The following is a 25,718-nucleotide window of genomic DNA, read 5'->3' as shown; positions in this document are numbered from 1 at the left end:
TCCGGCGAAAACAGACCCCTATTTCCTTCGCTCCGGCCGTGTCAGCATACGAACCGCGTATTCCAGGAACCGCCTGGACGCCGGCGACGCATGCCGGACCGACGGAACAGCGATGCCGAAGGTCAGGTTTTTCTCCGGCTCCAGCGGGAGCTTGACCAGTTTTCTGTTCCAGCCGGTAGTGCAAAGCTCGTTCATGATGCTCATTCCCAGTCCGTTCTGAATCATAGCCAGAGTCGCCGGGTTTTCCAGTGTGGTGAATTTGATGTGCGGACGGATGCGGTTTTCCGTCAGCAGCGCCTCCACGTCTACGTCGTGACCCAGCGCAGGCATGATAAAATCCTCCTCTTCACATCGAGACAAAGGATAAGACTTGCGCCCCGCCAGGGGATGATCTGCGGGAAGCACTGCCACCATCCGATCCTCCGCCAGTGGGATCCACTCATAATCCATGGGCTCCGTATACGTTAAAAATCCCATATCCGCGATTCCCTGATCAATCCATTCCAGCATTTCCTGCCGGATCCCCTCCATCAGCCGGAGTTCTATCTCCGGATACTCCGTCTGAAATTCACGGATCACCGCGGGGAGCCAGTATGTTGCGACACTGGGATAAGATGCGATTGCGACACTTCCCACCACCAGCCCGCGGATCTCCGCCGCCAGTTCATAAATACGATCCTCCTTCCCCAGAAATCCGCGGATCTCGGGCAAAAACCGCTCGCCCTCCCTAGTGAGCGTCACTCCCCGCCTACTCCGATCCAGCAGCGGAAACCCCAGCTCTTTTTCCAGTGCCGTGACCAGCTGACTGACACCCGACGGAGTATATCCCAGTTTTCCGGCAGCCGCAGTGAAGCTCCCGCATTCCGCCGCCGCCACAAAAGCCTTACATCTCGCACTTTCCATAACTCCTCCTTTATGAGCCGCCTGAAATTCCTTGCGGAGACCGCCGAATATACTCTTTGCATTATTGATATTTTGAGCATATCCGATAGCCGAGCGTGTATTAAGTACGGCTTAATATAAATATAAATAATTTTAGTTTTACTTCTTATTGCTCCGATTATATAATAACTGCCGGAATATTTCAAGAAACGATACAAACCCATAAAATTCAGAAACGGAGTAAACCATGAAATTCATTGACAAGCACGGCTGGATTCTCGTCTTCCTCGGGGCGGTCTGCTGGAGTCTGAACTCCCCGCTGGTAAAATACATGACGGCTTCGGCGATGACCATCTGCTGTCTCAGAGCGCTGATCGCCGGTATTGCGCTGCTTCCGTTTCTCCGGCCTTCCCGACTGAAGCCGGATCGCTGGATGGCGGTCTATCTTCTTGCCTTTGCCGGCGTATGCATCACGGTCATCGCATCGCTCTCCATGACTGATGCGGCCATCGCGGTCGGAATGCAGTACACCGCACTGATCTGGCTGACACTGACCGCAGTTCTCCGGACCCGCCGCTTCAGAGGACAGCCCTGGGGACCGGTAATTCTGATTCTGGGGGGCCTTCTTTTGTTCATGAGTTCCGGCAGCGCCGGCTCTCTTTCCGGCAATCTGATCGCCGCCTCTGAAGGGATTCTGTTCGCCGTCATGACCGCCAGCGGGAAGAGGGCGGGACAGGAGAACGCACTGGGACTGACCTGCATCGCCAATCTGTTCACCGGTGCTCTGGTCCTGCTGATTCATCCGCAGACGGCGAGCGAAGCCCTGTCGATGACGCCGTCCCAGTGGGAAATTCTTCTGGTGCTCGGCGTCGTGCAGGTAGCTATGGGATACGGTCTCTACAATCTCGGACTGCAGTACGTTTCCCCGCAGCGGGCGTCCATTCTCGCGCTCTGGGAGATGATTCTGGGGCCGGTATGGGTCGCCCTTTTCCTGCATGAATACTCCTCCGGAATGGTAATCGCAGGTTTCCTGCTGATTCTGGGAGGGATCTGTCTGAATGCCCTGCGCCCTCCCGGGAAGGGTTATATTCTTGTAAAGCCTGACGATATGGCATTGTAATTTTTCGCAAATGTGTTAAATTATTCTCAGAGACTATTTTTGTATTTGGAGGCAGTGAGGTCATGCTGAGATATTATATTACAGAAAAAAGCCGGATTCTGCAGATTTCAGAACCGCTTCCGGGCTCCTGGATTCGTCTGACCGATCCCACCGAGGCAGAGGCGCAGCAGGTCGCCGGCACACTGGGAATCGATCTTGACGATATCCTGGCCGCCACAGATCTGGACGAAAACAACCGGGTAGAGCTTGCCGACGGCTATACCCTGATTATCATCGATATTCCGGCCGAGGAAATCCGACACGAAAAGGAGGTATACAACACCATTCCTATGGGGATCATGCTGACCGGAGATCATATTGTCACCGTCACAATTCAGCAGACACCGGTGCTTCAGGCCTTCGCCGACGGGCGCTACCGCGGTTTTTCCACAAAGAAAAGAATGCGTTTTATCTATCAGATCATGCTGGAGAACACGCTGCGGTTCCAGGACGGGCTGCGGGACATCGACCGCAAGCGCCGCCTGATTGAAGAGGATATCGGCAGCCGCACCGGCGAGGATGACCTGATCGGGCTTCATGAGCTGGAATCCACTCTGGTGTACTTCGCCACCGGACTAAGCGGAAATTCAAACGTACTCAACCGTCTCACCCGCTACGAAAGAATTGAACAGTACCCTGAGGACAAAGACCTGCTGGGCGATGTTATCGTGGAAAATCAGCAGGCGATGGAGATGACCCAGATCTATCAGGGCATCATCGACAGTACGCGTGATCTGATGTCCACGATTCTGGACAAGCGGCTGAATAATGTGATGAAGATCCTGACCTCCATCACTCTGATTCTCGCCATCCCCACTGTCATTTCCGGGCTCTACGGCATGAACGTCAACGGCCGGGGCATGCCCTTCGCCGCCATGGTCAACGGGTTCGGCATCATCTGTCTGATCATCCTGGCCATCTGCGCCGTTCTGTTCTTCCTCCTCCGCCGCCTGCGAATGCTGTGACGCAATCCGGCACACTTCGGCTCAGTGAACACCTGCCGGCGCGATTCCGGCAAAAAGACGTCTGCGAATCAGCAGATAATAAAGGATCAGAATTCCCGCTGTAATTGCCCAGCTTATGGGGAAGCACAGAATCAGAAGCTTGAAATCGGGATGATTTCGGAACACGAAAAACACCCAGAAGATCCGGGTACCACAGATCCCGAACAGCGCCACCAGCGCAGGCGCCAGCGACCTGCCAAATCCCCGGAGCACGCCGGAGAACCCTTCGATCAGCGCGTTTATCACCTCAAAGGACAAAATATATACGATGCGGATCTGCCCGTAATGCACGACAACAGGGTCAGTGTTGAACAGCCGCAGCAGCGGAACAGCGAACCAGATGATGCCCGCGCACAACAGAGCCGTGAAAATCAGGTCCTGCACCAGCCCGATCCGAATCACCCTCCTGCACCGTTCCGGCTTTCGTGCGCCGCTGTTCTGACCGATAAATGTGGTCTCCGCCTGTCCGAAGGCGTTGATGATATAATAGGCCACGATTTCAATATTAAACGCCGCGGAGGATGCCGCGATGACGTCCGGACCCAGACTGTTCAGAGCCGACTGGATACACAGGTTGGAAATGGAAAACACCATGCCCTGCAGCCCGGCGGGCAGCCCGATCTGCAGCATGACCTTCAGGATTCCCCGGTCGATTCGGAAATCCCGGAACCGTATCCGGATCTGCGTCTTTGTCCGGCACAGCACCAGGAACATGAGACCGGAGCTCACGGTATTGGAAATAACCGTCGCAGTGGCTACGCCGTCGGCAGTCATGTTCAGGACGATTACAAAAAACAGATTCAGTGCTACATTAAGAAGCCCCGCTGCAATCAGACAGAGCAGCGGTGTTTTGGTATCCCCCTGGCTCCGAAAAATCGACGATTCAAAGTTATACAGGAGAATCACCGGCATACCCAGCAGATAAATACGCAGGTAAGCCAGCGCCATGGGCATGATGGAAGCCGGAACCCCCAGAAGCTCTAGCATAGGCCGTGAAATCAGCACCCCGAAAACCGCCACAAGCACGCCGGTAATCAGGGCGACCAGAACCGCCGTATGAACGCCCCGTCGAATCCCATCCGGGTTCCTCTGTCCCGTAAACCTGGAAATCACTACATTCGCTCCCAGCGATACGCCCACGAAAAGATTGACCATCAGACCGACAACCGGGCTGTTGCTGCCCACCGCGGCCATGGCATTCTTGCCGGCGAACTGTCCGACAACCGCCACATCCGTGGCGTTGAAGATCTGCTGGAGAATCCCTGTAATCGCCAGCGGCACAGCAAAGCGAAGGATTTTGTCCCCCAGAGACCCCTCAATCATGTTCATCGTCTGCTTCTGTTTTCTGCTCATCGTATACGCACATTCCTCCCACTTCTATGCTTATATTATGAGCGTCCTCCCGGCCCATTTCAAGAGTTTGACAAAATAAATCCGCAAGTCCGGCCAGGCGGTCTTTCCGGCCGGACTCACGGCTTATTTCAGAGGTTTCCCAAAAGCAGTCCCGGCAGTCTATCCTAGCATGAAGGCGCAGTCACATGCGCAGGCGACGCTTGTTTCACAAAAGCAAGCTCCGGCGGTCTATCCCAGCTTGCTCTTGGAGCCGGACAGAGAAGTCTGGTCCAGCAGATTCGTATCGAAGCTGAAGGTCAGCGCTTCCTCCTCGCGCACCCTCTTCAGTGCCAGCCGGATCAGGCGGTCCAGCAGTTCCTCATAGGGAATCCCCAGCGGCTCCCACAGATAAAATGCCAGGGAGCCCGGAATCGTATTGATTTCATTGAAATACAGTTTCCCGTTGGCTTCATCAATCATGAAATCGATTCTGGCCACACCGCTGCATCCCAGGGTCTGAAACGAGCGGACCGCCAGCTGTCTCACTTCTTCCCGCTTCTCCGGCGGAAGCTCTGCCGGAATCTTTCTGGAGACTCCGGCCATTCCTTTGGATCCGCCGCCCTTGGAATTTCCACCGCTCAGGTATTTGTCCTCATAGCTCAGGATATCCTTTGTATGAAGGGGTTCCTCGATTTCCGAAGCGACGGCGTGATTCTCATCGCCCAGCACCGAACAGTTGATCTCCCGAAGCTGAGTGATGGCATGCTCCACAATGATCCTATGAGCGTAGGTAAACGCGTCATCAATGGAATCCACCAGTTCCATACGGTTCTTCGCCACGCTGATACCCACGCTGGAGCCAAGATCTACAGGCTTGACGATGACCGGATATCCCAGTTTTTCCTCAATGCCGCCGATTATTCCGTCGATGTCGCCGTAGTCTGCTGTCGTATAGATGATCCCGTCCAGAACGGGCACACCGTTCTCCTTCAGAACAACTTTGGAGGCGTATTTATCCATGCCGAGAGCGGAGGCCCCCACATCACAGCCTACAAAGGGCAGTCCCAGTGTTCTGAAATATCCCGCCAGCGTTCCGTCCTCCACATTTTTCCCGTGAACCACAGGGAAGGCAAGATCGATTTCCACGCTGCCGCCGCCGAAGCGCTTTTTCGGGTAAGGCTCCAGTCTGACCCTTCCTCCTTCATTGACAAAGATCACCCGCTGCGATCGGGACAGAAGTCCCGGAATATCTTTGTATGCGTCGATCTCGCTGATGTCCGGTCCGGTATACATCACAGAGTCCTTTGTGATATACACCGCCGTCACATCGTATTTTTCTTTGTTCATGCTCATGATCGCCTGGATCCCCGAAATCACCGAGACCTCGTGCTCCACGCTGTTTCCGCCGAACAGAACCGCAATTCTCGTCTTCATTAAATCCCCCTAATAGTTGTCGGGCAGGTCGTTTTCCAGAAGGATGAACTTGTGTCCCTCTGCCCTGATCCCGTATGCGAAGTCCAGAGCGTCCCGGAGGTGCTCATAAACGTGGCAGCGTTCCCCGGGGAAGCCCTTCTCCAGCAGGCCCTTCTCGATCGGCGCCGTATGCCGCCGTCCGATGAGCAGGACGTAATCGCAGCAGTCCGCCGCATAGCCCCCGAACTTATAGTTATATTCTTCTTCCCGGTCGCCCAGTTCCACCATACCCGGCGTAATCAAGATCCGGATGCCGTCGAAATTTTTCAGCGTTTCCACCGCGGCCCTGGAACCTACCGGATTGGAATTATATGCATCGTCGATAATCGTGACTGCGCCGCGCTCGATCATCTCCATACGATGAGGCACCGGCCGGATACGCCGCACCGGAACCCGCAGCTCCTTCAGCGGGATCCCGAAGGTATTCGCCACCGCGATGGCACCGGCGATGTTGATGATATTATGCTCTCCCAGAAGCCGGGTCTGAAATTTCTCCGTCTCCCCGGAAGGCGCAGTAACAGTGAACTCTGTTCCCTTCTGAGACAAATGTATATTCCCCGCGCAGTAGCCTGCGCCCGCGGAATGATTCCGGTAAAATACGACGTTCGGATATTTTCCGCTGTTTTCACTCAGATACTCATTGTCTCCGTTGAGAAACAGCGTTCCGCCCTCCGGCAGCGCATCTGCCAGTTCGAACTTGGTTTTCACGATGTTGTCGATGGAATGAAATGTGTCCAGATGCGCGGGGCCAATGGAAGTGATCAGGCCGTGATCCGGATGGACGAAATCACAGATTTCCTTAATTTCTCCGGTCTTTCGTGCTCCCATCTCACAGACGAAGATCTCATGGGTGGACCGCAGCGACTCCCGGATTGTTTTCACGACGCCCATCGGCGTGTTGTAGCTTTCCGGAGTGACCAGCACACTGTAGCGGCTGGACAGCAGGGTCTGCAGATAGAATTTGACGCTGGTCTTGCCGTAGCTTCCCGTGACACCGATAATCTTCAGATCCGGATTCGCCGCAAGGATCCACTCCGCGTCCCGGATATAGCGGTTCTTGATCATCTTCTCAAAAGGCTTCATCAGAATGTTGATGAGCAGGAAGACGAACATCTGCAGTGCCGTGAGCACCGCCAGCGTTCCGGGAAGCACAGAAATTCCCGATCCCCAGACCGCAGCCGCGGCAATAACAACTGCCAGCACGATATCTGCGCCGATCATCCGCTGCACCCGATGAGTATAGACGATGTTCTTCTTTGTATTGATCTTCTTCAGAAACTGATAATACCGCCAAACCACCAGCGCTGTCACCAACAGCGCCATCAGCGGCAGCGCCGTCGGGAAGACCGCGGAAAGCACGCCGAACACACAGAGAAACAGCAGGCTGCGCTGCTTGCCGTGTTTCTGTTTCAGCCAGTTCCGATGCTCACCGTTGAAATATCCGTTCAGCTGGAACATATGCATATTATATCGCATGACCAGCAGAAACGCCGGCAGCATCACGATGGAAACAACGATCTGAAAAAACTCCATGCTCCCTACTCCTCTTCTAATTCTCTTCTATCTGTTTTCTGTCTGTGCCCTCTGTCCGGAAATATGACTGCATAATCCGCCGGAACACCTGCGGCTGCTCCAGAAAGCAGTAATGACCCGCTCCGTGGATCACTGCCAGACCCGATTCCGGAATTTTCTCCTCCATGATTTTCGCATCCGAAAGCGGCGTCGCATCATCCTGATCTCCCCAGACCAGCAGCGTATCCTGCCGGATTTTCGGCATCAGAGGCGTCAGATCCTCATTGACAGCCTTCACAAGGCACTGCCTCATGATCGGCGTGGCGTTCCGGTAATCCGCAGATCCCTGACTGTTCCGCCACTCTTCAATAAGTTCCGGACAGATCGCCTGCGCCAGTTTCATGCTGACTATCTTCTTCAGAAATTTATACCGGCGGACGCTCCATTTCTGTTTCGCCGTTTTCTCCGGAAGCACGCCCGCGCTGTCCACCAGAACGATTCTATCAATCTCAAAGGGCAGACTCTCCTTCGCCGCCAGCCGGATGATGACCCGTCCGCCGTAGGAATGCCCCAGAAGCGACGCCCTGCGGATCTGCAGCGCGTCCATGAATTTAATGAAAAACTGAGCGTAGTCCTCCACTGACCAGGGTTCCGCCGGCTCCGTACTCTTTCCGAATCCGGGGAAATCAAACTGCACCACACGGTACCGGTCTGATACACAGGCCGCGACGGAATCATACACCGTCAGCTCCGTGCCCCAGCCCTGCAGGATCACCAGAGTCTTCTCTCCTTTCCCGGTCACTGTATAATTGATTTCATAGCCATCGATATTCAAAAACATCCATATACCCTTTCACAGCATCTGCCCCGGCACGGTCGGCGCTGTCAACGCTGCAGACGTTGCCGCTGCTGCAAACCTTACAGGCGCTGACGGTGCTGATACAGTCGCCATGCACGTGATGCAGGCAGACTGATCTCACCTTCCGGTTCGATGCCAAAAATTAAAAATAGCATTTCCATTATAACATAAAACTGCCTGCAATAAGTGTATACATCGGTCAAAATGGCGATATACGTATTGAAAATTTCCGCCCATAAAGGCTTTCACACTCAACATTATTTTTTTGCTTAATTGCAACAACAAGTTGAACATTGATAACTGAATATCCATAGGGGAAGCCGAAAAGGTTGGGGTGCCTGCGCCGGCTACGCCGCTCGATAAATCCGGTCAAGCTCTGCTTCGAAAACTTCATCCGGAGTTCTGTATCCAAGGATCCTCCTCGGCAGGCTGTTGCACCAGACCTCAATATTCGAGATCTCCTCTGCGGTATAGCTGTCGATCCGTTTTCCCTTGGGAATGAATCTCCGTATGATACCGTTGTGCCGCTCGTTCGTACCCTTCTCACAGGACGTGTACGGGTGAGCGAAGTACACCAGTCTTCTGGCCGATCACGAGGTCGCATTCCCAATGACCGAACTCAATGCGCTCATTGATGCCAGGGTCTCGCTTCTCAATGCTGCGCCCAAGCACCTTCTTGTTCTCACGGTCACAATGATGCTTAGTACTGCGGGAGAGTTTCTTTGGCAGCTGATGGTTCCGGGTCTCCATCAGCCCAAGATCCACGTAGTTGTACAGGTCGATCGTGCCTGCGCCGCAGCTCATTGCGCACCGTATTAGGAGCGCAGCCGATCTCAGCAGCGATATGGTTTGGGGAGCAGCCCTCTTTGTGGCGTATTTGGATGATCATTCGTTCATCATACGTAAGATGCTTGCCCTTTACATGCTGTTCTGTGGTAGAATGTACCTGATCCATAGTGATCCTCCTTTGGAGATTGTGTTGTTAGCACTTACATTCTACCAAAAGAGGCATAGCTATGGATTTTCTATTCAATTGTTCAACTTCATTTTACAATCAACCAAAATAATTTTTTTGTGGTATACTTTGTGATATACAAAAAAGCAGCCGCACATACGGGGACGCACAACGCATCATCCGCACCGCAGCACACGGCGCACAAAGCCGGTATACGCGCAGGGCATCGCAGATGCGACACATGGCGCCGGGATGCACGCAGAGCATCGCAGACGCGACACGCAACACGAGGAGGACGCAGCATGAACAAAGGATATTTTCAGATTTATACCGGCAACGGCAAGGGAAAAACCACAGCTGCCCTGGGCCTGGCCCTTCGGGCGGCCGGTGCAGGTCTTCAGGTTTATCTCGGGCAGTTTATGAAAAGCATGGAATACCACGAAATCGGCATTCTGAAGGAGAGGGTTCCGGAAATTCAGGTCGAACTGTTCGGCATGGGCTGCATCGTGGACCGTGACGCGGGAATTCCCGATATCCGGGCTGCCCGTACCGGCGTAAAGCGCGCACTGGAGGTACTGCGCTCCGGAAGCTATGATCTGGTGATTCTGGATGAGATATTCATCGCACTGTATTTCAATCTGATTACTCGTGAAGACCTGGAAAATCTCCTGGAGGCGAAGCCCTCCGGCACCGAGCTGGTCATGACCGGGCGCTACGCTCCGGAATGGCTGTTGGAGAAGGCAGACCTGGTCACTGAAATGAGAGAAGTCCGCCACTATTATGAAGCGGGCGTGGAAGCCCGGGATGGAATCGAACGCTGACGGGGTTTAACGAGCAAACATTATATTATAAAAATAAGAGATATAATACATACTCCCACCAGCGGCGGGAGAAATAATCCATCGGAGCTGCCGGTGAAGGCAGACCGATGAATGAAACAGAGGGCAGCGAAGGCGCTACTGCGCCGCGCCCTCATACGCCTTCTCAAAGATATCGATAATCTGTTCCTTTGTCGCCTTCCGCGGGTTCGTCGCTGCGCAGGCATCCTTCATGGCGTTCTCGGCCAGGATATCAAAATCCTCTCGCCGGACGCCCAGTTCCTTCAGGTTCGCCGGAATCCCGACCTGACCGCTCAGACGCCGGATTGCCCGAATCGCCTTCACTGCCGCATCGTCCGTGGACAACCCGTCAACCTTCTCGCCCATCGCTCTCGCTATATCTCTGAAACGGTTCAGGTTTCCGATAATATTGAATTCCTCCACATACGGCAGCAGAATTGCGTTACAGACGCCATGAGGCAGATTATAAAAACCTCCCAGCTGGTGAGCCATCGCATGGACATATCCGAGAGAAGCGTTATTAAACGCAGCGCCAGCCAGATACTGCGCGTAGGCCATTCGGTCTCTCGCCTTCATATACTCACCGTTTGCAACTGCTTTCGGAAGATACTGTGTGATCATTGTAATCGCCAGAAGCGCAGTAGCGTCCGTCATCGGAGTTGCCATCGTGGAAACATAGGCCTCAATCGCGTGAGTAAGCGCATCCATTCCAGTTGAAGCGGTCAGCGATGGCGGCATGCCAATCATAAGCTCCGGATCATTAATGGAAATATCCGGTGTGACTCTCCAGTCCAGAATGGCCATCTTCACCTTTCTCCTGGTATCGGTAATAATGCAGAACCGCGTAATTTCCGATGCGGTTCCTGCCGTTGTATTAATCGCAAGGATCGGTACCGGGCTGATGGCGGCCTTATCAACTCCTTCATAATCATGAATTGTACCGCCATTGGCGGCCACAAGTCCGATTCCCTTGCCGCAGTCATGAGAAGAACCGCCGCCGAGTGTGACGATGGCATCACACTGCTCTTTGTTGAAAACCTTCAGTCCCGCTTCAACATTCGTATCCTTCGGGTTCGGCTCTGCTCCGCCGAAAATCACCGAATCGATTCCCGCATCTTTCAGATATCCCTGTATATCTGCGGCCATCGGCTGCGTGGCGAGAAATGCGTCAGTGACGATCATCGCTTTTTTCGCATGCATGGTGGCCAGCAGACGTCCGCATTCTTTTACAGCTCCTTCACCAAAAACATTTCGCGCGGGTAAATAATAATACATTGACATAACTGATTCTCCCTTCGTTTATGCGATACGGTTTTATATTTATTCATAACCGCACCTGAATTTTCTGCATTATACCACCCGAAAAGAAGAATGCAAGTACTTTATCTCAAAAAAAATTGTGTTTTTGTGAATTTTTATGCATTTTCGATAGTCAAATGACAAACAACCGTCTATCCTTCGTCCGCTTGTTAAATCTGCGTCAAACAGTTTGATAATTCATTGGCGAAGTATTGCTTGTTACGAATTATTATTCATTTTGTTAGATTTTTAACCGCAGCAGGGTGTGTTAGCGATGAGGAAAAAACGATGGCACTGCCCTGACTGTCCCGGCAAAACAAAGAGGCTATCGCACAATTATCAAAAAGAAGGAGCCGTCGCTCCAGCTGATATTTAAATCAACTGTGCGACAGCCCCTTTTCATGCATTCCGACGCTTCCGCGCCGCGCTTTCATCATTTTTCTATTCCGGCAATTGCCCTGGCAAGGTCTTTCTTTCCCTGAATATTACCCTGTCTGGAAATCATGATGCGCTGTGCCTGAGGCGATCCCGCACCATGCATGGATTCTGTCCGGTACCCCACCGCAGCGGTCCCCAGACACAGATTCTCCAGCAGCCGGAGCACCTTCTGGCGGTCCTCCACATCCACATCTTCCCGGGTCGCAAAGTACTTCCGGCAGATCGCACCGACGGATTCTCCTCCTCTTCCCGCAGGCAGCTCCGATTCAAAGTCCTTCTGGGACGGCATCGTCACCATCAGCCCGCCGGCAATGTCCTCCGCCAGCCGGACGATTTCATACGGAAAACGTGTCACATTCTGCTTGCAGACATTTGCCAGCAGCAGATCGATCTGATAGTTCCCAGCTTTGGTGGGATGTCCTTCAGCCGAGCAGGCGATTCCGCAGCAGAACAGCGTCTCATTCAGATGTGTCATCTCGATAAGCTTGTCTTTGATATGAGAAGCCTTCTCCGCTCCGTTGTATTCCGCTGCCAGCGCCGCCGCACCGATGACCACGTCTCCGACGCCCACCTTGCAGCCGCCGTAGCTCTGACGGTGATATCCGGCAAACCGCTCCACCATCATGCCCGCAAACTCATATTCTCCGGCCATGAACACATATTCATTGGGAATGAACACATCGTCGAAGACAACCAGCGCCTCCTGCCCGCCAAACCTGTTGTTTCCTACATCGACGGAGCAGGGATCCTCCAGTTTCCGGGTATCGCAGGACTGACGGCCGTATACCATGAACAGCCCTTCCGCATCACTGGGGCAGGCAAAGGAAACCGCGTAATCCGCATCCGCCTCCCGCATGGCGATGGTGGGCATGATCAGGTGCCAGTGGGAATTGACCGCACCGGTCTGATGTGCCTTGGCACCCCGCACCACGATTCCGTCCGGCCGCCGCTCCACGATCCGCAGAAACAGATCTTTGTCCGGCTGCGCGTGGGGCGCTTTGCCCCGGTCGCCTTTGGGATCCGTCATCGCGCCGTCCACCACCAGATCCTCGTCCTGGATCATTTCCAGGAACTTCACAAAGTTCTCGTGATATTTTGTTCCCTTCGCCTCGTCCAGCTCATAGGTCGTGGAGAACACCGCGTTAAACGCGTCCATCCCCACACAGCGCTGAAAACATGCACCCGTCTTTTGTCCCAGAAGCCTCTGCATCTTCACCTTGCGGATCAGATCGTCCGTGCTCTGGTGCAGATGGGTGAACCGGTTGATCGTCTTGCCGGTCAGGGAGGATTTCGCGGTCATCAGATCCGCATACTCCGGGTCCTGCGCCAGATCGTAGGTCATCGCAACGCTGTTGATGGACGGGCGGATAATCGGATGATCCACCCAGTTCTCCACCTGCTCGCCGAACATGTACACCCTGGTCTTCAGCCTGCGCAGACTTTCAATATATTGTTCTCCTGTCATTAATGGCATTCTCACACCTCTACTTTCTCTTCAATTCATAAGCAAACAATGCTGCGCCGATTGCTCCGGCCGCCTGGCAGTGAGGCACCACATACACAGGGTACCCGAGCTCTATGGAAAGAGCATTTACGACGTTGCTGTTCAGTGCGACCCCGCCGGTCATTACAATCTCAGGCTCATACTGGATCCGGTTGCACAATCCGGCCACGCGCTTTGAGATCGCCACATGTGCTCCTCTCGCCACATCCGCAGCCGTTTCTCCCGACGCCAGCCTGGAAATCACTTCGCTTTCTGCAAATACGGTGCATACACTGCTGATTGCGACCTCTTTGGTGGACTTTTCCGCAAGAGCGGATAACTCCCCAAGCCCGCATCCCAGTACCCGGGCCATCACTTCCAGAAAACGTCCGGTACCTGCCGCACATTTTTCGTTCATCACAAAGTTCCGAACCTTACCGTCTTCGCCCAGTTTGATGACCTTGGCGTCCTGCCCTCCGATGTCTACAATCGTTCTGGCATCCGGTGCAAGATACGTGACACCCTTCGCATGACAGCTGATTTCCGTGATCTGTCTGTCAGCGTTTTTATAGTTGATCCGACCATAGCCTGTAACTACTGCGGCTTCGATTTCCGCTTCTGTAATTCCGGCCTCCTCCAATGCGCAGCGGCGGGCTTCCTCCGGCGCATTGGTTCCGGTTCCGAGATTGATGATCTGAATTGCTCTCAATTTTTTGTCATCATCCAGAATCGCAACTTTGGACGATGAAGACCCTATGTCAACGCCTAGAAACATTCTTTTACTCCTCGCTCTACAACTACATCAGCATTTCACAGAAGCTCTGAATCCGCGTCCGCAGCTGTTCAAATCCAGTGGTCTGCTGATCCACCTCCATGTACAGGAACGGAATCCCGGCGGCCTCCAGCTCAGCCTTGTAGATCGGATAATCATACTGCTCCGGATCGCAGAATTTCATCATCATCACAACGATTGCATCCGCGTTGTACTGTTCCGCCAGATTCAGCATATACTGCCCGCGCTTTTTCTCCGGCTCATACATGAACGCATACCAGACATGAGTTGTCCCCTGGGAAGACGCAAAATGCAGAGTCACGGTTTTCCCGCTTCCACCTGACGAAGAACTGCCGCCGCAGCCGGTCAGACCGACACTCATTCCAATTGCCATCACTGCGCTCAGCGCAACAATTAAAACTTTCTTCTTCATTACTAACTCCTTTTCTTTCTGCTCACTGAAACTGCCTCGCCGGATATACATCCGCCTGCTTCATATTCTCACTGCTAATTAAGAATATGTCGCCTTACCATTGATAAGCTCTGCTATAATTGACAATTACCGTTATTGCAACTTACGTGCCATCCGGCTTTCATTTGTCAGACAATTCTCCATACTGATTTTTTCAGGGTTTTCTCCGACAAAACCATAGTCCGACCCGGCTGCGCAGCATTTCCCGCATTACAAATGACTGAAATTTCATGCACTTTTGCACGGCTACAGGGGACGTTATGCATCCTTGCATTCGTTCCTAACCATTTTGCGGAAAATCAGATTCCCGGAATCGTCGACTCTGTAATAATAGACCCTTTTCTCGATCTGCTTCGACCCGTCCTTTACCGTCTTAAGAAATACAAGCTTCGCATTCCCATCCGTTTTCGGCGTGAGATACACGCAATATTTGTTTCCTTCTACGCGATCCTCTTTGATATCCAGCACGTCCCGGTTTTCTGCCTCACACTGCCACTGTTCTCCCGAAGAAGCGGAGACAGGAACCCGTATGATAACGTTATCGCCGTCACGCTTTTTTATATACAGTCCCCCGGCAATCAGACACACGATTATAATAACCGAGAAAATCACCTTCAGCACTTCCGTCTGCCTCAGGCTTTCTTCCTGAAATTTTATAAATTCATCTTCATGACTCATTCTTCACACCTCCTGCCATTTCGCTGCCGGTCCACCCTTCATTTATCCTGCCGCGATATATCAGCACTGCATTCCCGGCGTTCTCTGGTACAATACATTAATGCATGATCTGTACCAGCCATATATAATGCACTGTCATTTCTCGGCGAGCCGTCGCTACTTGAATCATCAAAAAATTCTTTCATCTTTAATAAAATTATATTATCGATATACTGGCAGCACAATTGCCGGAATGTACCTGATGCTTCCGATTATTACCAGAAAATGGTTCGCATGTGCCCGATGAATTATTTGTTTATGCACGAAAAAGTTCAGGTATACAGACAGCAAAAAAGTGCCCGCCGTGTTGGCAGACACTTCTCTCAGCCCTTCGGATCCGGTCAACGCCCGGTGTTGAAGTCCGGGCGTTCTCTGATAAAAGTTCCTTCTTCCAGTTCGAGGAAGGCTTCGCTGAGCTCCTGTCGGGAATTCATGACAATGGATCCCGCCCAGGCCACCGGTTCATGGAGCGCTCTGGATTTCATCACCAGAATCTGTGAACCGCCGGCTGCCCCCCGCAGGGACAGACTGTCGCCCTCAGTCAACTTCACTGCAGTCTTCTCTCTGACCGGCTCATCTGCAACGAGCGCGTCTCCCAGAAGGGTGAATACCATTACGGATTCATCCTCCTCTGTGGGAATCACAAGCTCCGCGTCTTCGTCCAGGTGTACGTCATAGTAGTCCAGCGGAAGATGATCCCCGCGATGTCCCTGATACGCTCCGTAAGCGCCGGCAAGCAGGCGGAGGAACCCTCCCTCAAAAGGAATCTCCCTGATTTCATCTTTCCTTATCGCACGATAAGTCGGAACGCTCATCTTATCCTCTTCCGGAAGATTCAGCCAGAGCTGAACGCCAAGCAGACGCTCAGCTGCCGGCACCTGTTCCTCATGAAGGATTCCTGATCCGGAATTCATCCACTGAACCTCGCCGTCAGAGATCTGATCTTCATTTCCCAGCGTGTCTCTGTGCACCATCCTGCCACGGTACAGGTAGCTCACCGTCTCGATACCACGATGAGGATGCATGGGAAATCCCGCGGTATAGTCTGCGGGGTCGGTGCTGTCGAAGGAATCCAGCATCAAAATAGGGTCAAACTCCTCCACATTATCCCGGCCTAGTACGCGTACCAGATTTACGCCTGCACCGTCCACAGTGCGAAAACCTGTTACAGCCTTTCTGATTGTTCTCTTCATCACTACTCTCCTTCTGTATTTCATTTCTGTTTCTGAATTTCAAGTCTGTGTACCATATATTTGCCCCTTTCTCTGAGAAACTAACATATACGTATAATTCAGCGATAGTTTTGTCCTCAGTTCAAAGACGCACGAAAAAATTCACACAAGCATCATAAGAAATGAAAGCAGCCGCGATGGCTTTGTGATACAATTAAAGTCCGGTATGAAACGACCGATATGATTTCGATTTTACTGCAGGAACAAGAACGATAAGAAAGCGAGACTGAATATGATAAAGACCGTAATATTTGACCTGGACGATACCCTCTATGACTTTAAGGACAGTCACCGCATCGCCATGTACGCGATCTGCGCCTATTGCGAGCGCGAGTTCGGGCTGACGACCCGGGAGACCACCGAGGGCATCGACAAAATCATGAAGCAGCAGTTTGACGAAATGGGCCCCATCGCGGCGAGTCACAACCGGATCATCCGGTTCCAGCGATTCCTGGAGGAGCGGGACCTTCCGGTGTTTCCTCACGCGCTGACCATGAGCAATCTCTACTGGAAAACGCTGATGGACACCGCCATCCGCGAGCCGGGCATCCGGGAATGTCTGGCGATGCTGCGGGACAGCGGCATCCGGCTGGGCGTGGGCACCAACATGACCGCACTGATTCAGTATCAGAAGCTGGATCAGCTGAAGCTTGGAGAATACTTTGATTTTATCGTCACCAGCGAGGAGATCGGCATCGACAAACCGGATCCCGCCTTTTTCCAGTGCTGTATAGGGAAAGCAAAGGCGGAGCCGGATGAGATTCTGTTCATCGGTGACAACTATGAATTTGATATCAAGGGCGCACGGAGCGCGGGCATGCATGCTCTTTTGTATGATCCCAAGGATCTGCGGCCGAATGAGGCGCACCGCATCAACGACTACCGGGATCTCACCGCGGATGACATTCAGGCGATGGCGTAAGGCTTCCGACCGCTCCGCAGCCGGACAACGGTACGGATTATCCTCCCGGGCGGCGGCCGGCAGCATGAATCATCCTGCACACCGCTGCCGCCCGGCGGTGCGGACTACCCCAGAAGCTGCAGCAGCTCGTCTCGGTCGATGGCGCTGCTGGAAATATCCTCCGCCCCGAGGATGTCTTCCGACAGTTTCTGCTTACTGTCCTGCATCTCGATAATCCGTTCCTCAATCGTATCCTTGAGAATCAGTTTATAGACGCTGACGATATTTTTCTGCCCGATCCGGTGTGCGCGATCCGTCGCCTGGTTCTGTGCGGCGAAATTCCACCAGGGATCATAGTGGATCACGATATCCGCCCCGACCAGATTCAGACCTGTGCCGCCGGCTTTCAGCGAAATCAGGAAGACCGGTGTATCATCTCCGTTGAACGCGTTCACCATCCGTATCCGTTTTTCCTTCGCCGTAGCCCCCGTGATTTTGTAATATGCGATTCCCTCACCGCGCAGATCTCCCTCGAGAAGTTCCAGCATGGAGGTAAACTGTGAGAAGAGCAGGATTTTATGCCCGCCCTCCATCGCGCTCCGGATCAGCTCTATGCAGCGCTGACGCTTGGCGGAGCCTTTCCGGTAATTTTCAAAGCAAAGGGCGGGGTCGCAGCATATCTGCCGCAACCGTGTGAGCTCTGCCAGAATCCGGAACCGGTCCTTCTGGTAGTCCGCCCCCGCGAGAAGATTCCGGATATGCAGCACCTGCGCGTCATACAGCTGCTGCTGGCGGCTTTCCATAGAGGTGTACTGGATCTCCTCCAGTTTTTCCGGAAGTTCCTTCAGAACGTCCTGCTTCAGCCGGCGTAGAACAAAGGGCGTTACCATTCTTTTCAGCTGCTCCGCCTTCGCCTCATCCCCGCCTCTGACGACCGGAGTCTCGATCTCCCGCCGGAAAGTCTCGTAATCGAACAATAAACCCGGCATCAGGAAATCAAAAATGCTCCACAGATCGCTGAGCCTGTTCTCGATAGGCGTGCCTGTCAGGGCGAACCTGGTCTGCCCCCGCAGAAGTTTCACCGACCGAGCCGCCGATGTTCTGGCGTTTTTAATATATTGTGCCTCATCGAGGACAACAAAGCGAAATTCAGCGTCCTCGTAAGCATCGATGTCTCTTTTCAGAAGATCATACGAGGTGATCAGAACATCCACATCCCGGTTTTCTTTGTTCACCGCCTCAATCACATCACGGCGCGTTCCCGCCGTTCCTGTAACCGTGAGAACCTTCAGCTCCGGTGCGAACCGCCGGAACTCCTCGCGCCAGTTGTAAACCAGAGATGCGGGAGTCACAATCATCGACACCCCGTCCCCCTGCAAAGACGCGAGCAGCGTAATGATCTGCAGCGTTTTCCCCAGACCCATATCGTCAGCCAGAATTCCGCCAAATCCGCAATGATCCAGCATGCGGAGCCACTGATACCCCACTGTCTGATAAGGGCGCAGCACTCCCCGGAGCGCCTCGGGCACCTCATAGTCCGATTCCTCCACCGTTCGGAAATCCCGGACCAGCGAACGGAAGTGCCGGTCCCGGTCGGCATATACATTCTCCATACTCTGCATCATCCGGTCAAGATACAAAGCACGGTACGCAGGGATCTGCATTTTCCCGCGGACGAAGTCCTTCAGACTCACCTGCATCGTATCCAGCATCATGCTGAGCTCCGCCACCGCATTATTTTCCTGTTCAGCAAGTAGCAGGAAATTTCCGTTCTTCAGGCGGAAAAATTTCTTTTTCTCCCGGTAGGCCTGAAGAATATCTAGAAGCTCCTCCTCCGAATATTCATCGCTCGTCACCTTCAGATCCAGCAGATTGTTCTCCATGGAGACACCGATATTGAGCGGAATGGTACGCTTTACGCCGAGGCTCTGGAAACGCTCAGTGCTGCGCACGTCGCCGATGGTGAACAACCGGTCGAGGCCGTCCTGCAGGAACTGACAGATCCCGTCCTCCCGGTCGTTATAAAACAGATCCCGCTCCTCATCATAGTATGGGAAATAGGCTTCCAACGCATCACGCGCTCTGATTTCCGCATCCAGATCACGATAAGGCTCAAGGGGTCTGTTATTCAGCGGTTCCGACAGGCTATGCCTCCTTGTGTTGTACAAAGCAGCCCCGCGGCCGAACACCTGATCCTCCTCTGCATCCAGATAATAAAATATCTTCGCTTCGGGCGGCAGGTATCTCTGTATTTCCTCATCATCCGGCTCGGAAAGCTCTGTCATTTCTCTCAGCTGAGGCACAACCTTGTGGTAAAATTCCGGCAGTTCTCTGCGGCCGATTTCCATTACGATATCTTCCAGCCCTGCTGCCTGCTCCACAGGCTCCATCAACTTCGCCAATCGAATATTCAAAGGCGCAAGCTCGTTATTTCCAAAAGAGTAAGCCCTCCGCTCCCCATAAAAGCATTGTCCCATGCCTCCGGTAAGCCGGACTCCCAGAAATTCCCCCTCCTCGCTGTGATATGCCGTAATCAGAAACGACGGCCGATGTGCCTCCGGAGAAATCGTAAGTTTGCCTTTCTTCTTCTCTTTATAATAATCATAATGATCGGTTTCCAGATAATCAAGCGGCCCGGCATTTTCAGCCACGATACTGAAAAATTCGTCGAGCCAGCGCCCATACAGCGGAAGCTCATCCCGGAATGTCATTTCAAAATGGGAAGTACCCCAGTAACTGTATAAACTGCTCCGGTTTATGAAATTCTCTGCATGAAGCCGTTCTTCATCCAGGATTCTGCGCATCAGATCATACATCCTGCGTGAGTTGTCCTCCAGACGTTCCTCAGTCAGAACAGGCGTCCATTTTTTCCCGAAGGGCATCGGTTCCCGCTTCTTTGTTTTGTCCACAAATTCCGGTACACTCTTGATCTTATACGGGCGTTTACTGCCTGAGACCGGCCCGTACCGAAAGGATACAGTGAGCCTTCCGTCAGATATAGAAAGCTGCGGGATGATTCTGCACGGTTCCTGTCCATCCGGCACGTCGTTCTCGGAAAAGGTCTCCTCCATATGCTCTCCCCTCAAAAAACGCATTCCCGTCGAATCTGTTGCGTCGCCGATATCGTATGTCGTCAGAAACTCCTCCAGCAGAAGCACCGCCGCAGCTTCATGCGCACAAAGCGTCGTGTGCTTTTTGATATCCCGGTCTCCGTAACATCTGCAGCTCAAATCTCCACAGTGAGCATAATGCAGATGATCCCGGTTAAATATCAATCTGACATCCGGAAACCCCTCCCGGTGAGGAACCTCGATCTGCCCCTGCATTTCTCCAAAAATCGGGTTGTTCAGGAAGCCCGTGTTTACACGGAAATGTTTCCGCAGATCATATTTTTCTACGAAGCGCTCAGCCTTGCTCTTCGCAGACGGACTGATCTTCGCTTCGCCGCAAATAGTTTCCGGATGAAAGTAGCGATAGCCGTCCAGCCCCAGCTGGCTCTCGCTGTATTTCAGATCGCCGCTTTCCTCAAGTTCCTGAAAATATTCCTCTTCATTTTCCTTCTGCATCCGATCCAACTCTGCGCCGGCCTGTACCGTTTTCATCATCAATATCGTATCCCCCTATTATCTCAGAACATACCATAAATCAAAGCATACCATAAAAAATCAAAAAATAAAGTTTGGAGAAAATAGTGTGCGAAGTGTACAGAAGTGTACATGGGATACTGTCACAGCAGTATTGGGATTTCAAAGTGCGCAGAACAGCAGAGTTACTCACCGCAAGCAAGGTACTCTCTAATCGCTCTATTATGAACACTCTTTTTTATTGTTGCAATCGCATTTATTATTCCTTTAAAAATAGTTCATTTTATCCCGTATATCACGCACCTGTCCAAACAAATCGAACTTTATTTAGCTGGGGGAACCTTCAAATAACGCCTTCTGTTCGTTTCGGCTGTTTTATTCAACAATCCCTTATCCACAAGATCATTCAGAAGTCTTCTCGTCATTGCGCCTTTCAGTCCGATCATATCTGCAATATCATTGCTGCTGTATTCGGTGCCGATTTCCATCGACGATAGAATTTGTTTTTGGCGCTCGGAGATATCTGCTATATCTGCTACTCGATCTGCTACATCTGCTACTTTATCTGACGGGATTTCTTCTTTCTGCAACTGTTCATAATTCAAATTAGGCAATGTTACAAGAAACTGAGACCGATCTGAATAGAAAACCGGTGCCTTGTCTTGTGAATAATTGGCTGAAAACTCATAGGCTTCCCGTATCTTGCCCAATCCACTCCCGGAACGTTCCATATAGCCAAGTCTTGCGAAGATGTCGGCAAGCACTGGATTCCGACGGATGGAGGGAACCCCTTTGATGTTGCGATCCTGTATGAGTGTCCCGTCCGGCATTCCGCCGGGAGAGTAGATCTCCATGCGGTCATCAAAAATATCTATATGCACTTCACTGCCATTGATCAGATAGTCCCGATGAATCAGGGCATTGACCAATGCCTCAAAATAGCTGCGGTGCACATATTCCGGCAGTTCCAGCCTTGAATCAGGCAATTTCTTCCAAATGGTTTTAGAATTATTCTTAATAAACGATTCCGCGTCGTTCAAAAGAGAGATGAGGCTTCCTGCGTATTCGGCATGATTCAGCGCATCTACAATGCCGCCGCCTTTTGTTTTACCATTCCAGCGGGTGCAGAATACTCTTGACCATCGAATAGGGGATTCATCCGCAAGGAGGGCGCCTGTATTCGTGAGATTCCCATTTGTACCGATCATCCCAAAGGATGATAAGTCTTTCTCCACTAAACTCTTCCCGGTCCAGACCTTGAACCGTTCTCTCAGCTTGGTAAAAGAATAATCCGCCGCTTCGAAAGGTGAATTTTGCGAATCATAACTTGAATTACGACCTCTGAGAACTAGCCGCTTCAAATCGGTCGAATCAGCAGGGACACTTTCGTTGCCGATACGAATATAGGCTTCCGTTGTCCCATCTGCGGAGTAGTAATACGGCGTCTCTTCTCCTTTGAAAACTTGCAGCAGCAAAAGTTTCTTCCCATTTTCTGCCACATGAAAAGACAGGTGGAACTCCGGAACAGGGGACAGGCGGTTTTTCATGATTTCACTGACTGCTTCCGCGTCATGCTCTGCATCCGGCAAACCGATAACAGAATTGTCATTGGCAATTCCAAAGATCAGAATGCCTCCTGATGTATTGGCGAAGGCGCTGACACTTTTGCACCAGCTTTTGGGCTTCTTAAGCTCCACCGCCTGTTTTTTATCATACTCGGTTGCTTCACCGATCAGTTCTTCAAGATTGTTGAATTGCCGCAAATTGATCCCTTCTTTTCTATAATCATTTTTTTACCGCAGCCTGAGAGGAAGAATCACAAATCAAGCCATATTACACCCTCTGCAGTCCCAGATATTTCTTCTCGAGATACCACGCCTAATCAGAGCTTATGGTCTGCTCCATCTCACTCGATGACATTTATGCCGGATTGCAGGTTGCAAAAGTCGCAGTCCCGATCATATCATTCCTCGCCACGGTCCAGCATGACTTCGATGGATGTTTTGAGAAATGGTGACAGTTGTCACTCAAAATATGCCTCATCTTTCGGGCCTGTCTTTCCGTCAATAGAGAGAGGATAATTCCATGATATCTTCCATTGTGCAATCCAGGGCTTTTGCAAGCTGCTGGATTGTTTTTGCCGAACAACGTTCTATCTTGCTGCGTCCTGCGCATATATCCATAATCGTGGTCTTTGGTACCCCGCTGATTTTCGAAAGATGGCATTTGGTGATCTGTTTCTGATTAAGCAGTGTCTGTAAGTCCATATCGTCACCTCCCGATTTTTGCTCATTTTCATTATATCGGTATGCCGACCCAACGTCAATAGAACAGGGAATCAAGAAGTGTACAGAAGTGTACATGGGATACTGTCACGGCAGTATTGGGATTTCAAATATGCTCCGTGCTGCGTCTTAAATTTGCTCCGGCGATTGATGCATCACGACATTTGCGGGTAATTCTCTGATCGACCCATTATGAATGCTCATTTCCTAATACAATGTCTATGAAAATACGGTTTAATCTCGCATAGTCCTTATTGCGATCATTTCTCATATTATTAGCAATTTTCTTCTGACGTGCCGTTTCATTCACGATAAACCCTCTAATAATCGGAATCTGCGGATTTTCTTCTCCCTCTGCCGTTACTTTCTTCACATCCAGCAGTTCATCGACAGCACGCCTCAGCACCTCAGGCATATCCATTTTCAACAGATCGTCAAAAAGTACCGGCGGAGCAGTATGATACGTTTCAATATATCGTGCCGCCAGCAAAGGTCTCAGTGCATAGAAATATTTCTTATATCTGACAAGATCCCCCAGCAGATATTTCTGGAGCGTGTTGTTTGCCGTCCCGTAATAATGGCAGACTGCCGCCTTTTCCGAAAAAAAGTGTTTCGAAATTTCCTTTATCTGCGCCCATTCCGCCGTTGTCCTGTAGACGATTGGAGATTCGCTCCATTCAAAAAGCGTTACGTTCCCTTTTGCAAACTGTCTTAGTGCTTTCTTCAAATCCCAGCCGTTGATATCCAGCACCTCATCCAGCTGCCATTCAATCACATCCTTTGGTTCATCCAGCCTCAAATAGTCTTCCTTCGGTCTGACATATACAAAACGGACATCATAGTCACTATCCGGTGATGCAAATCCCCAGGCCCGGCTTCCGGACTCAACAGCATGCAGAATCCGCACGCCCTCTTTTCTTTCTATTTTATCCAGTTCCTCATTTATTTCGCCAATAATATTTCTCATGTTAATTCTCCCGTAACTGCATACCTGTTGATTCGCTCCACAAAAGCTTCCACCTTCTTCATATCAGGACCGTCCGGCAGCTCTGTCTTTGCAGCAGCCTCATCCAGCCTATGCTCATATTCTTCCAGCATCTCATAAAACTCCGGAGAAAATGTACCGTCAGGGAGCATATAATCGCCTCTCCTTATAGCAAGAAGAGTCGGCAGATCACCCTCTCTGTGAGTGCGTATTTCGCCCTTTTCCAGAATGTCAATCGCCATCATAAACAGTCTGATCAGGTGCATTGCGTGTTTATTCAAATGATCCTCATCCTTTTTTTTATTACGCCTGCCGATCTTGTCATACTCACGGACTACCGATCTCATGGTTCCCCACAGATTCGTATAATCCCGAAGAGGAAAATGTCTGTAGCTTACATCTGCAAAAATCTCTGTTTTCAGTTCAGGATTCTCCGCCCGGTCAATGTACAGCCGGATGCTCCCGTTTTCTTTACCTGCATATCTGCGATTAAAATCATCCAGCACATTCATTACTGATCTCAGGATATGCTTTTCCCTGCCACTCTGTGACAGTGTATCTCTCGCGATGGCATTTTGAAGCCTGCGAAGTTGCGCGCCCGCATATCCCCCGAAGGATTTAACAGCTCTTTTGGAAAGAAAAAGCCTACTGTTATTGATAAGTTCCTGCCCCAATTCCGACTTGATCAGATATTGTTCCTCATCTAACCCAAGCATTTCACAGGCATTCGGATTGCACTCCAATAGCAGCTTTACCATCTTGTTGAATCCATAGATAACTGTATCAGTCTTAGCATCCTCATACTGCTCAAATTTTGTCAGTCCCAGCAGATCGGACGGCATCATAAGCGTGACACCGCGAAAATCGATATCGCTGCCTTCGTTATTTGTGCCGTAAGCATAGCTGCCGCCCAAACCGAGCAGCATAATCCTGTCTCCCAGACGCTTATTCGTTCGCAGAAAATCATACTCTGCCGTGTTCATGAATTCCTTAAAATCCATATGTCTGTTACTCTCCAATATTCCACATCTATGTACAGATCATCCCGTGCTTACCGCTCTCCGACCATATAAGGGAAACTCTCGTTAAACCCCTATAGCGTTTTGTCCACTCAATACCGGAAAACAACAAAAGAAAGACGGACAGCGCTGTAATATCATCGCTGCGTTTCTATTTTATTGACTTTTTCGTCACTGTGCAACAAAAAAGTAAGGCCTCAGTCCGTAGATGGTATTTTTTTACCTACTGAGGCTCCGGCTCCAGACAGCCCCGTCCCGGCGCTGCCTTCCACGCGCTGTCTTCCACAGAAGAATTATAAACGTTAAATATATTTTTAAATTCCATTTGTGTAAGACTAACTTCCACATTGCTGAATTTACTCCTGCACAACTATATAATGAACATATGGTCACCTGTCTGCGCAATGAGGAGGTTTTTATGAGTAAAGATATCAAAAGTGACCACAAGCATCTGACACTGTCAGACCGTATCTACATCGAACAGGCTCTGATTCGCGGAGACAATTTCAGGATGAT

General features: G+C 51.3%; 20 protein-coding genes and 1 pseudogene. 4 read left to right on the top strand and 17 right to left on the bottom strand.

What is annotated here, in order from left to right; all coding sequences use genetic code 11:
* Positions 1-18: 18 nt before the first annotated feature.
* On the bottom strand, positions 19-903 hold the full coding sequence (locus FYJ64_RS09250; RefSeq protein WP_154574866.1) for a LysR family transcriptional regulator: 885 nt from the start codon (positions 901-903) through the stop codon (positions 19-21).
* Between the two features lie 226 nt (positions 904-1,129).
* On the opposite strand from FYJ64_RS09250, the gene FYJ64_RS09245 reads away from it, so the two are divergent.
* Both FYJ64_RS09245 and FYJ64_RS09240 read left to right on the top strand, forming a co-directional pair.
* Positions 1,130-2,002: a DMT family transporter gene (locus tag FYJ64_RS09245; protein WP_154574865.1), complete on the top strand. Its 873-nt coding sequence runs from the start codon at positions 1,130-1,132 to the stop codon at positions 2,000-2,002.
* A gap of 62 nt (positions 2,003-2,064) precedes the next feature.
* A complete protein-coding gene (locus tag FYJ64_RS09240; protein ID WP_075713856.1) occupies positions 2,065-3,006 on the top strand; it encodes a magnesium transporter CorA family protein in 942 nt (313 codons plus the stop codon).
* Between the two features lie 21 nt (positions 3,007-3,027).
* On the opposite strand, the gene FYJ64_RS09235 is transcribed toward FYJ64_RS09240, so the two are convergent.
* The 5 genes and pseudogenes from FYJ64_RS09235 to FYJ64_RS09215 all read right to left on the bottom strand — a co-directional run bounded on the left by FYJ64_RS09235 (position 3,028) and on the right by FYJ64_RS09215 (position 9,176).
* Entirely contained in the window at positions 3,028-4,398 is a 1,371-nt protein-coding gene (locus FYJ64_RS09235) for an MATE family efflux transporter (protein WP_154574864.1), read from the bottom strand.
* Positions 4,399-4,626: 228 nt separating this feature from the next.
* Positions 4,627-5,811, bottom strand: a complete 1,185-nt coding sequence (locus FYJ64_RS09230; protein WP_154574863.1) for a D-alanine--D-alanine ligase family protein — start codon at positions 5,809-5,811, stop codon at positions 4,627-4,629.
* A gap of 9 nt (positions 5,812-5,820) precedes the next feature.
* Complete coding sequence (locus tag FYJ64_RS09225) at positions 5,821-7,383, bottom strand: UDP-N-acetylmuramoyl-tripeptide--D-alanyl-D-alanine ligase (protein ID WP_154574862.1); 1,563 nt, start codon at positions 7,381-7,383, stop codon at positions 5,821-5,823.
* Positions 7,384-7,399: 16 nt separating this feature from the next.
* The gene (locus FYJ64_RS09220) at positions 7,400-8,203 is read right to left on the bottom strand and encodes an alpha/beta fold hydrolase (protein ID WP_154574861.1); all 804 of its coding nucleotides are present in this window, start codon (positions 8,201-8,203) and stop codon (positions 7,400-7,402) included.
* A gap of 365 nt (positions 8,204-8,568) precedes the next feature.
* Positions 8,569-9,176, bottom strand: a pseudogene (locus FYJ64_RS09215) (transposase).
* 119 nt (positions 9,177-9,295) lie between these two features.
* Here FYJ64_RS09215 and FYJ64_RS09210 point away from each other — a divergent pair.
* On the top strand, positions 9,296-9,997 hold the full coding sequence (locus FYJ64_RS09210; RefSeq protein ID WP_328597004.1) for a cob(I)yrinic acid a,c-diamide adenosyltransferase: 702 nt from the start codon (positions 9,296-9,298) through the stop codon (positions 9,995-9,997).
* Positions 9,998-10,132: 135 nt separating this feature from the next.
* Here FYJ64_RS09210 and FYJ64_RS09205 read toward each other — a convergent pair whose 3' ends face one another.
* The 6 genes from FYJ64_RS09205 to FYJ64_RS09180 form a co-directional block, all read right to left on the bottom strand.
* On the bottom strand, positions 10,133-11,290 hold the full coding sequence (locus FYJ64_RS09205) for an iron-containing alcohol dehydrogenase (protein ID WP_427811307.1): 1,158 nt from the start codon (positions 11,288-11,290) through the stop codon (positions 10,133-10,135).
* A gap of 457 nt (positions 11,291-11,747) precedes the next feature.
* Positions 11,748-13,226, bottom strand: a complete 1,479-nt coding sequence (locus FYJ64_RS09200) for a 4-hydroxyphenylacetate 3-hydroxylase family protein (RefSeq protein WP_154574859.1) — start codon at positions 13,224-13,226, stop codon at positions 11,748-11,750.
* Positions 13,227-13,236: 10 nt separating this feature from the next.
* Positions 13,237-14,010, bottom strand: coding sequence for an acyl-CoA dehydratase activase (locus FYJ64_RS09195; protein WP_154574858.1), 774 nt, complete (start codon positions 14,008-14,010; stop codon positions 13,237-13,239).
* 22 nt (positions 14,011-14,032) lie between these two features.
* The gene (locus tag FYJ64_RS09190) at positions 14,033-14,440 is read right to left on the bottom strand and encodes a 2-hydroxyacyl-CoA dehydratase family protein (RefSeq protein ID WP_235897164.1); all 408 of its coding nucleotides are present in this window, start codon (positions 14,438-14,440) and stop codon (positions 14,033-14,035) included.
* Positions 14,441-14,737: 297 nt separating this feature from the next.
* On the bottom strand, positions 14,738-15,157 hold the full coding sequence (locus tag FYJ64_RS09185) for a hypothetical protein (RefSeq protein WP_154574856.1): 420 nt from the start codon (positions 15,155-15,157) through the stop codon (positions 14,738-14,740).
* A gap of 380 nt (positions 15,158-15,537) precedes the next feature.
* Positions 15,538-16,389 (bottom strand): pirin family protein, encoded by an 852-nt coding sequence (locus tag FYJ64_RS09180; protein ID WP_154574855.1) that lies wholly within the window; start codon positions 16,387-16,389, stop codon positions 15,538-15,540.
* A 271-nt stretch (positions 16,390-16,660) separates the two neighbouring features.
* On the opposite strand from FYJ64_RS09180, the gene FYJ64_RS09175 reads away from it, so the two are divergent.
* Positions 16,661-17,350 carry an HAD family hydrolase gene (locus FYJ64_RS09175; protein ID WP_154574854.1) on the top strand — a complete coding sequence of 230 codons (690 nt, stop codon included), beginning with the start codon at positions 16,661-16,663 and terminating at the stop codon, positions 17,348-17,350.
* Positions 17,351-17,454: 104 nt separating this feature from the next.
* On the opposite strand, the gene FYJ64_RS09170 is transcribed toward FYJ64_RS09175, so the two are convergent.
* The 5 genes from FYJ64_RS09170 to FYJ64_RS09150 all read right to left on the bottom strand — a co-directional run bounded on the left by FYJ64_RS09170 (position 17,455) and on the right by FYJ64_RS09150 (position 25,184).
* Entirely contained in the window at positions 17,455-20,934 is a 3,480-nt protein-coding gene (locus FYJ64_RS09170; protein ID WP_154574853.1) for a DEAD/DEAH box helicase, read from the bottom strand.
* Between the two features lie 302 nt (positions 20,935-21,236).
* Positions 21,237-22,676, bottom strand: coding sequence for an ATP-binding protein (locus FYJ64_RS09165; RefSeq protein ID WP_154574852.1), 1,440 nt, complete (start codon positions 22,674-22,676; stop codon positions 21,237-21,239).
* Positions 22,677-22,976: 300 nt separating this feature from the next.
* Positions 22,977-23,180 carry a helix-turn-helix domain-containing protein gene (locus FYJ64_RS11580; protein WP_235897163.1) on the bottom strand — a complete coding sequence of 68 codons (204 nt, stop codon included), beginning with the start codon at positions 23,178-23,180 and terminating at the stop codon, positions 22,977-22,979.
* A gap of 208 nt (positions 23,181-23,388) precedes the next feature.
* Positions 23,389-24,165, bottom strand: a complete 777-nt coding sequence (locus tag FYJ64_RS09155) for a nucleotidyltransferase domain-containing protein (RefSeq protein WP_154574851.1) — start codon at positions 24,163-24,165, stop codon at positions 23,389-23,391.
* Positions 24,162-25,184 carry a nucleotidyltransferase domain-containing protein gene (locus tag FYJ64_RS09150; protein WP_154574850.1) on the bottom strand — a complete coding sequence of 341 codons (1,023 nt, stop codon included), beginning with the start codon at positions 25,182-25,184 and terminating at the stop codon, positions 24,162-24,164. The genes FYJ64_RS09155 and FYJ64_RS09150 overlap by 4 nt, the downstream gene beginning before the upstream one ends.
* Between the last annotated feature and the right edge of the window lie 534 nt (positions 25,185-25,718).

Source organism: Hornefia butyriciproducens, assembly GCF_009695915.1.
GTDB classification, from domain to species: Bacteria; Bacillota; Clostridia; order Peptostreptococcales; family Anaerovoracaceae; genus Aminicella; species Aminicella butyriciproducens.
Note: the sequence above shows the minus strand (reverse complement) of the source record. Positions and strands in the feature narration are given on the sequence as shown.

What these genes read in the sequence shown, in the direction of transcription:
- FYJ64_RS09235 (WP_154574864.1), bottom strand. Translation starts at nt 4,398, where the DNA reads ATGAGCAGAAAACAGAAGCAGACGATGAACATGATTGAGGGGTCTCTG.
- FYJ64_RS09195 (WP_154574858.1), bottom strand. Translation starts at nt 14,010, where the DNA reads ATGTTTCTAGGCGTTGACATAGGGTCTTCATCGTCCAAAGTTGCGATT.
- FYJ64_RS09200 (WP_154574859.1), bottom strand. Translation starts at nt 13,226, where the DNA reads ATGCCATTAATGACAGGAGAACAATATATTGAAAGTCTGCGCAGGCTG.
- FYJ64_RS09170 (WP_154574853.1), bottom strand. Translation starts at nt 20,934, where the DNA reads ATGATGAAAACGGTACAGGCCGGCGCAGAGTTGGATCGGATGCAGAAG.
- FYJ64_RS09230 (WP_154574863.1), bottom strand. Translation starts at nt 5,811, where the DNA reads ATGAAGACGAGAATTGCGGTTCTGTTCGGCGGAAACAGCGTGGAGCAC.
- FYJ64_RS09185 (WP_154574856.1), bottom strand. Translation starts at nt 15,157, where the DNA reads ATGAGTCATGAAGATGAATTTATAAAATTTCAGGAAGAAAGCCTGAGG.
- FYJ64_RS09250 (WP_154574866.1), bottom strand. Translation starts at nt 903, where the DNA reads ATGGAAAGTGCGAGATGTAAGGCTTTTGTGGCGGCGGCGGAATGCGGG.
- FYJ64_RS09155 (WP_154574851.1), bottom strand. Translation starts at nt 24,165, where the DNA reads ATGAGAAATATTATTGGCGAAATAAATGAGGAACTGGATAAAATAGAA.
- FYJ64_RS09240 (WP_075713856.1), top strand. Translation starts at nt 2,065, where the DNA reads ATGCTGAGATATTATATTACAGAAAAAAGCCGGATTCTGCAGATTTCA.
- FYJ64_RS09245 (WP_154574865.1), top strand. Translation starts at nt 1,130, where the DNA reads ATGAAATTCATTGACAAGCACGGCTGGATTCTCGTCTTCCTCGGGGCG.
- FYJ64_RS09150 (WP_154574850.1), bottom strand. Translation starts at nt 25,184, where the DNA reads ATGGATTTTAAGGAATTCATGAACACGGCAGAGTATGATTTTCTGCGA.
- FYJ64_RS09180 (WP_154574855.1), bottom strand. Translation starts at nt 16,389, where the DNA reads ATGAAGAGAACAATCAGAAAGGCTGTAACAGGTTTTCGCACTGTGGAC.
- FYJ64_RS09190 (WP_235897164.1), bottom strand. Translation starts at nt 14,440, where the DNA reads ATGAAGAAGAAAGTTTTAATTGTTGCGCTGAGCGCAGTGATGGCAATT.
- FYJ64_RS09225 (WP_154574862.1), bottom strand. Translation starts at nt 7,383, where the DNA reads ATGGAGTTTTTTCAGATCGTTGTTTCCATCGTGATGCTGCCGGCGTTT.
- FYJ64_RS09175 (WP_154574854.1), top strand. Translation starts at nt 16,661, where the DNA reads ATGATAAAGACCGTAATATTTGACCTGGACGATACCCTCTATGACTTT.
- FYJ64_RS09205 (WP_427811307.1), bottom strand. Translation starts at nt 11,290, where the DNA reads ATGTATTATTATTTACCCGCGCGAAATGTTTTTGGTGAAGGAGCTGTA.
- FYJ64_RS09220 (WP_154574861.1), bottom strand. Translation starts at nt 8,203, where the DNA reads ATGTTTTTGAATATCGATGGCTATGAAATCAATTATACAGTGACCGGG.
- FYJ64_RS11580 (WP_235897163.1), bottom strand. Translation starts at nt 23,180, where the DNA reads ATGGACTTACAGACACTGCTTAATCAGAAACAGATCACCAAATGCCAT.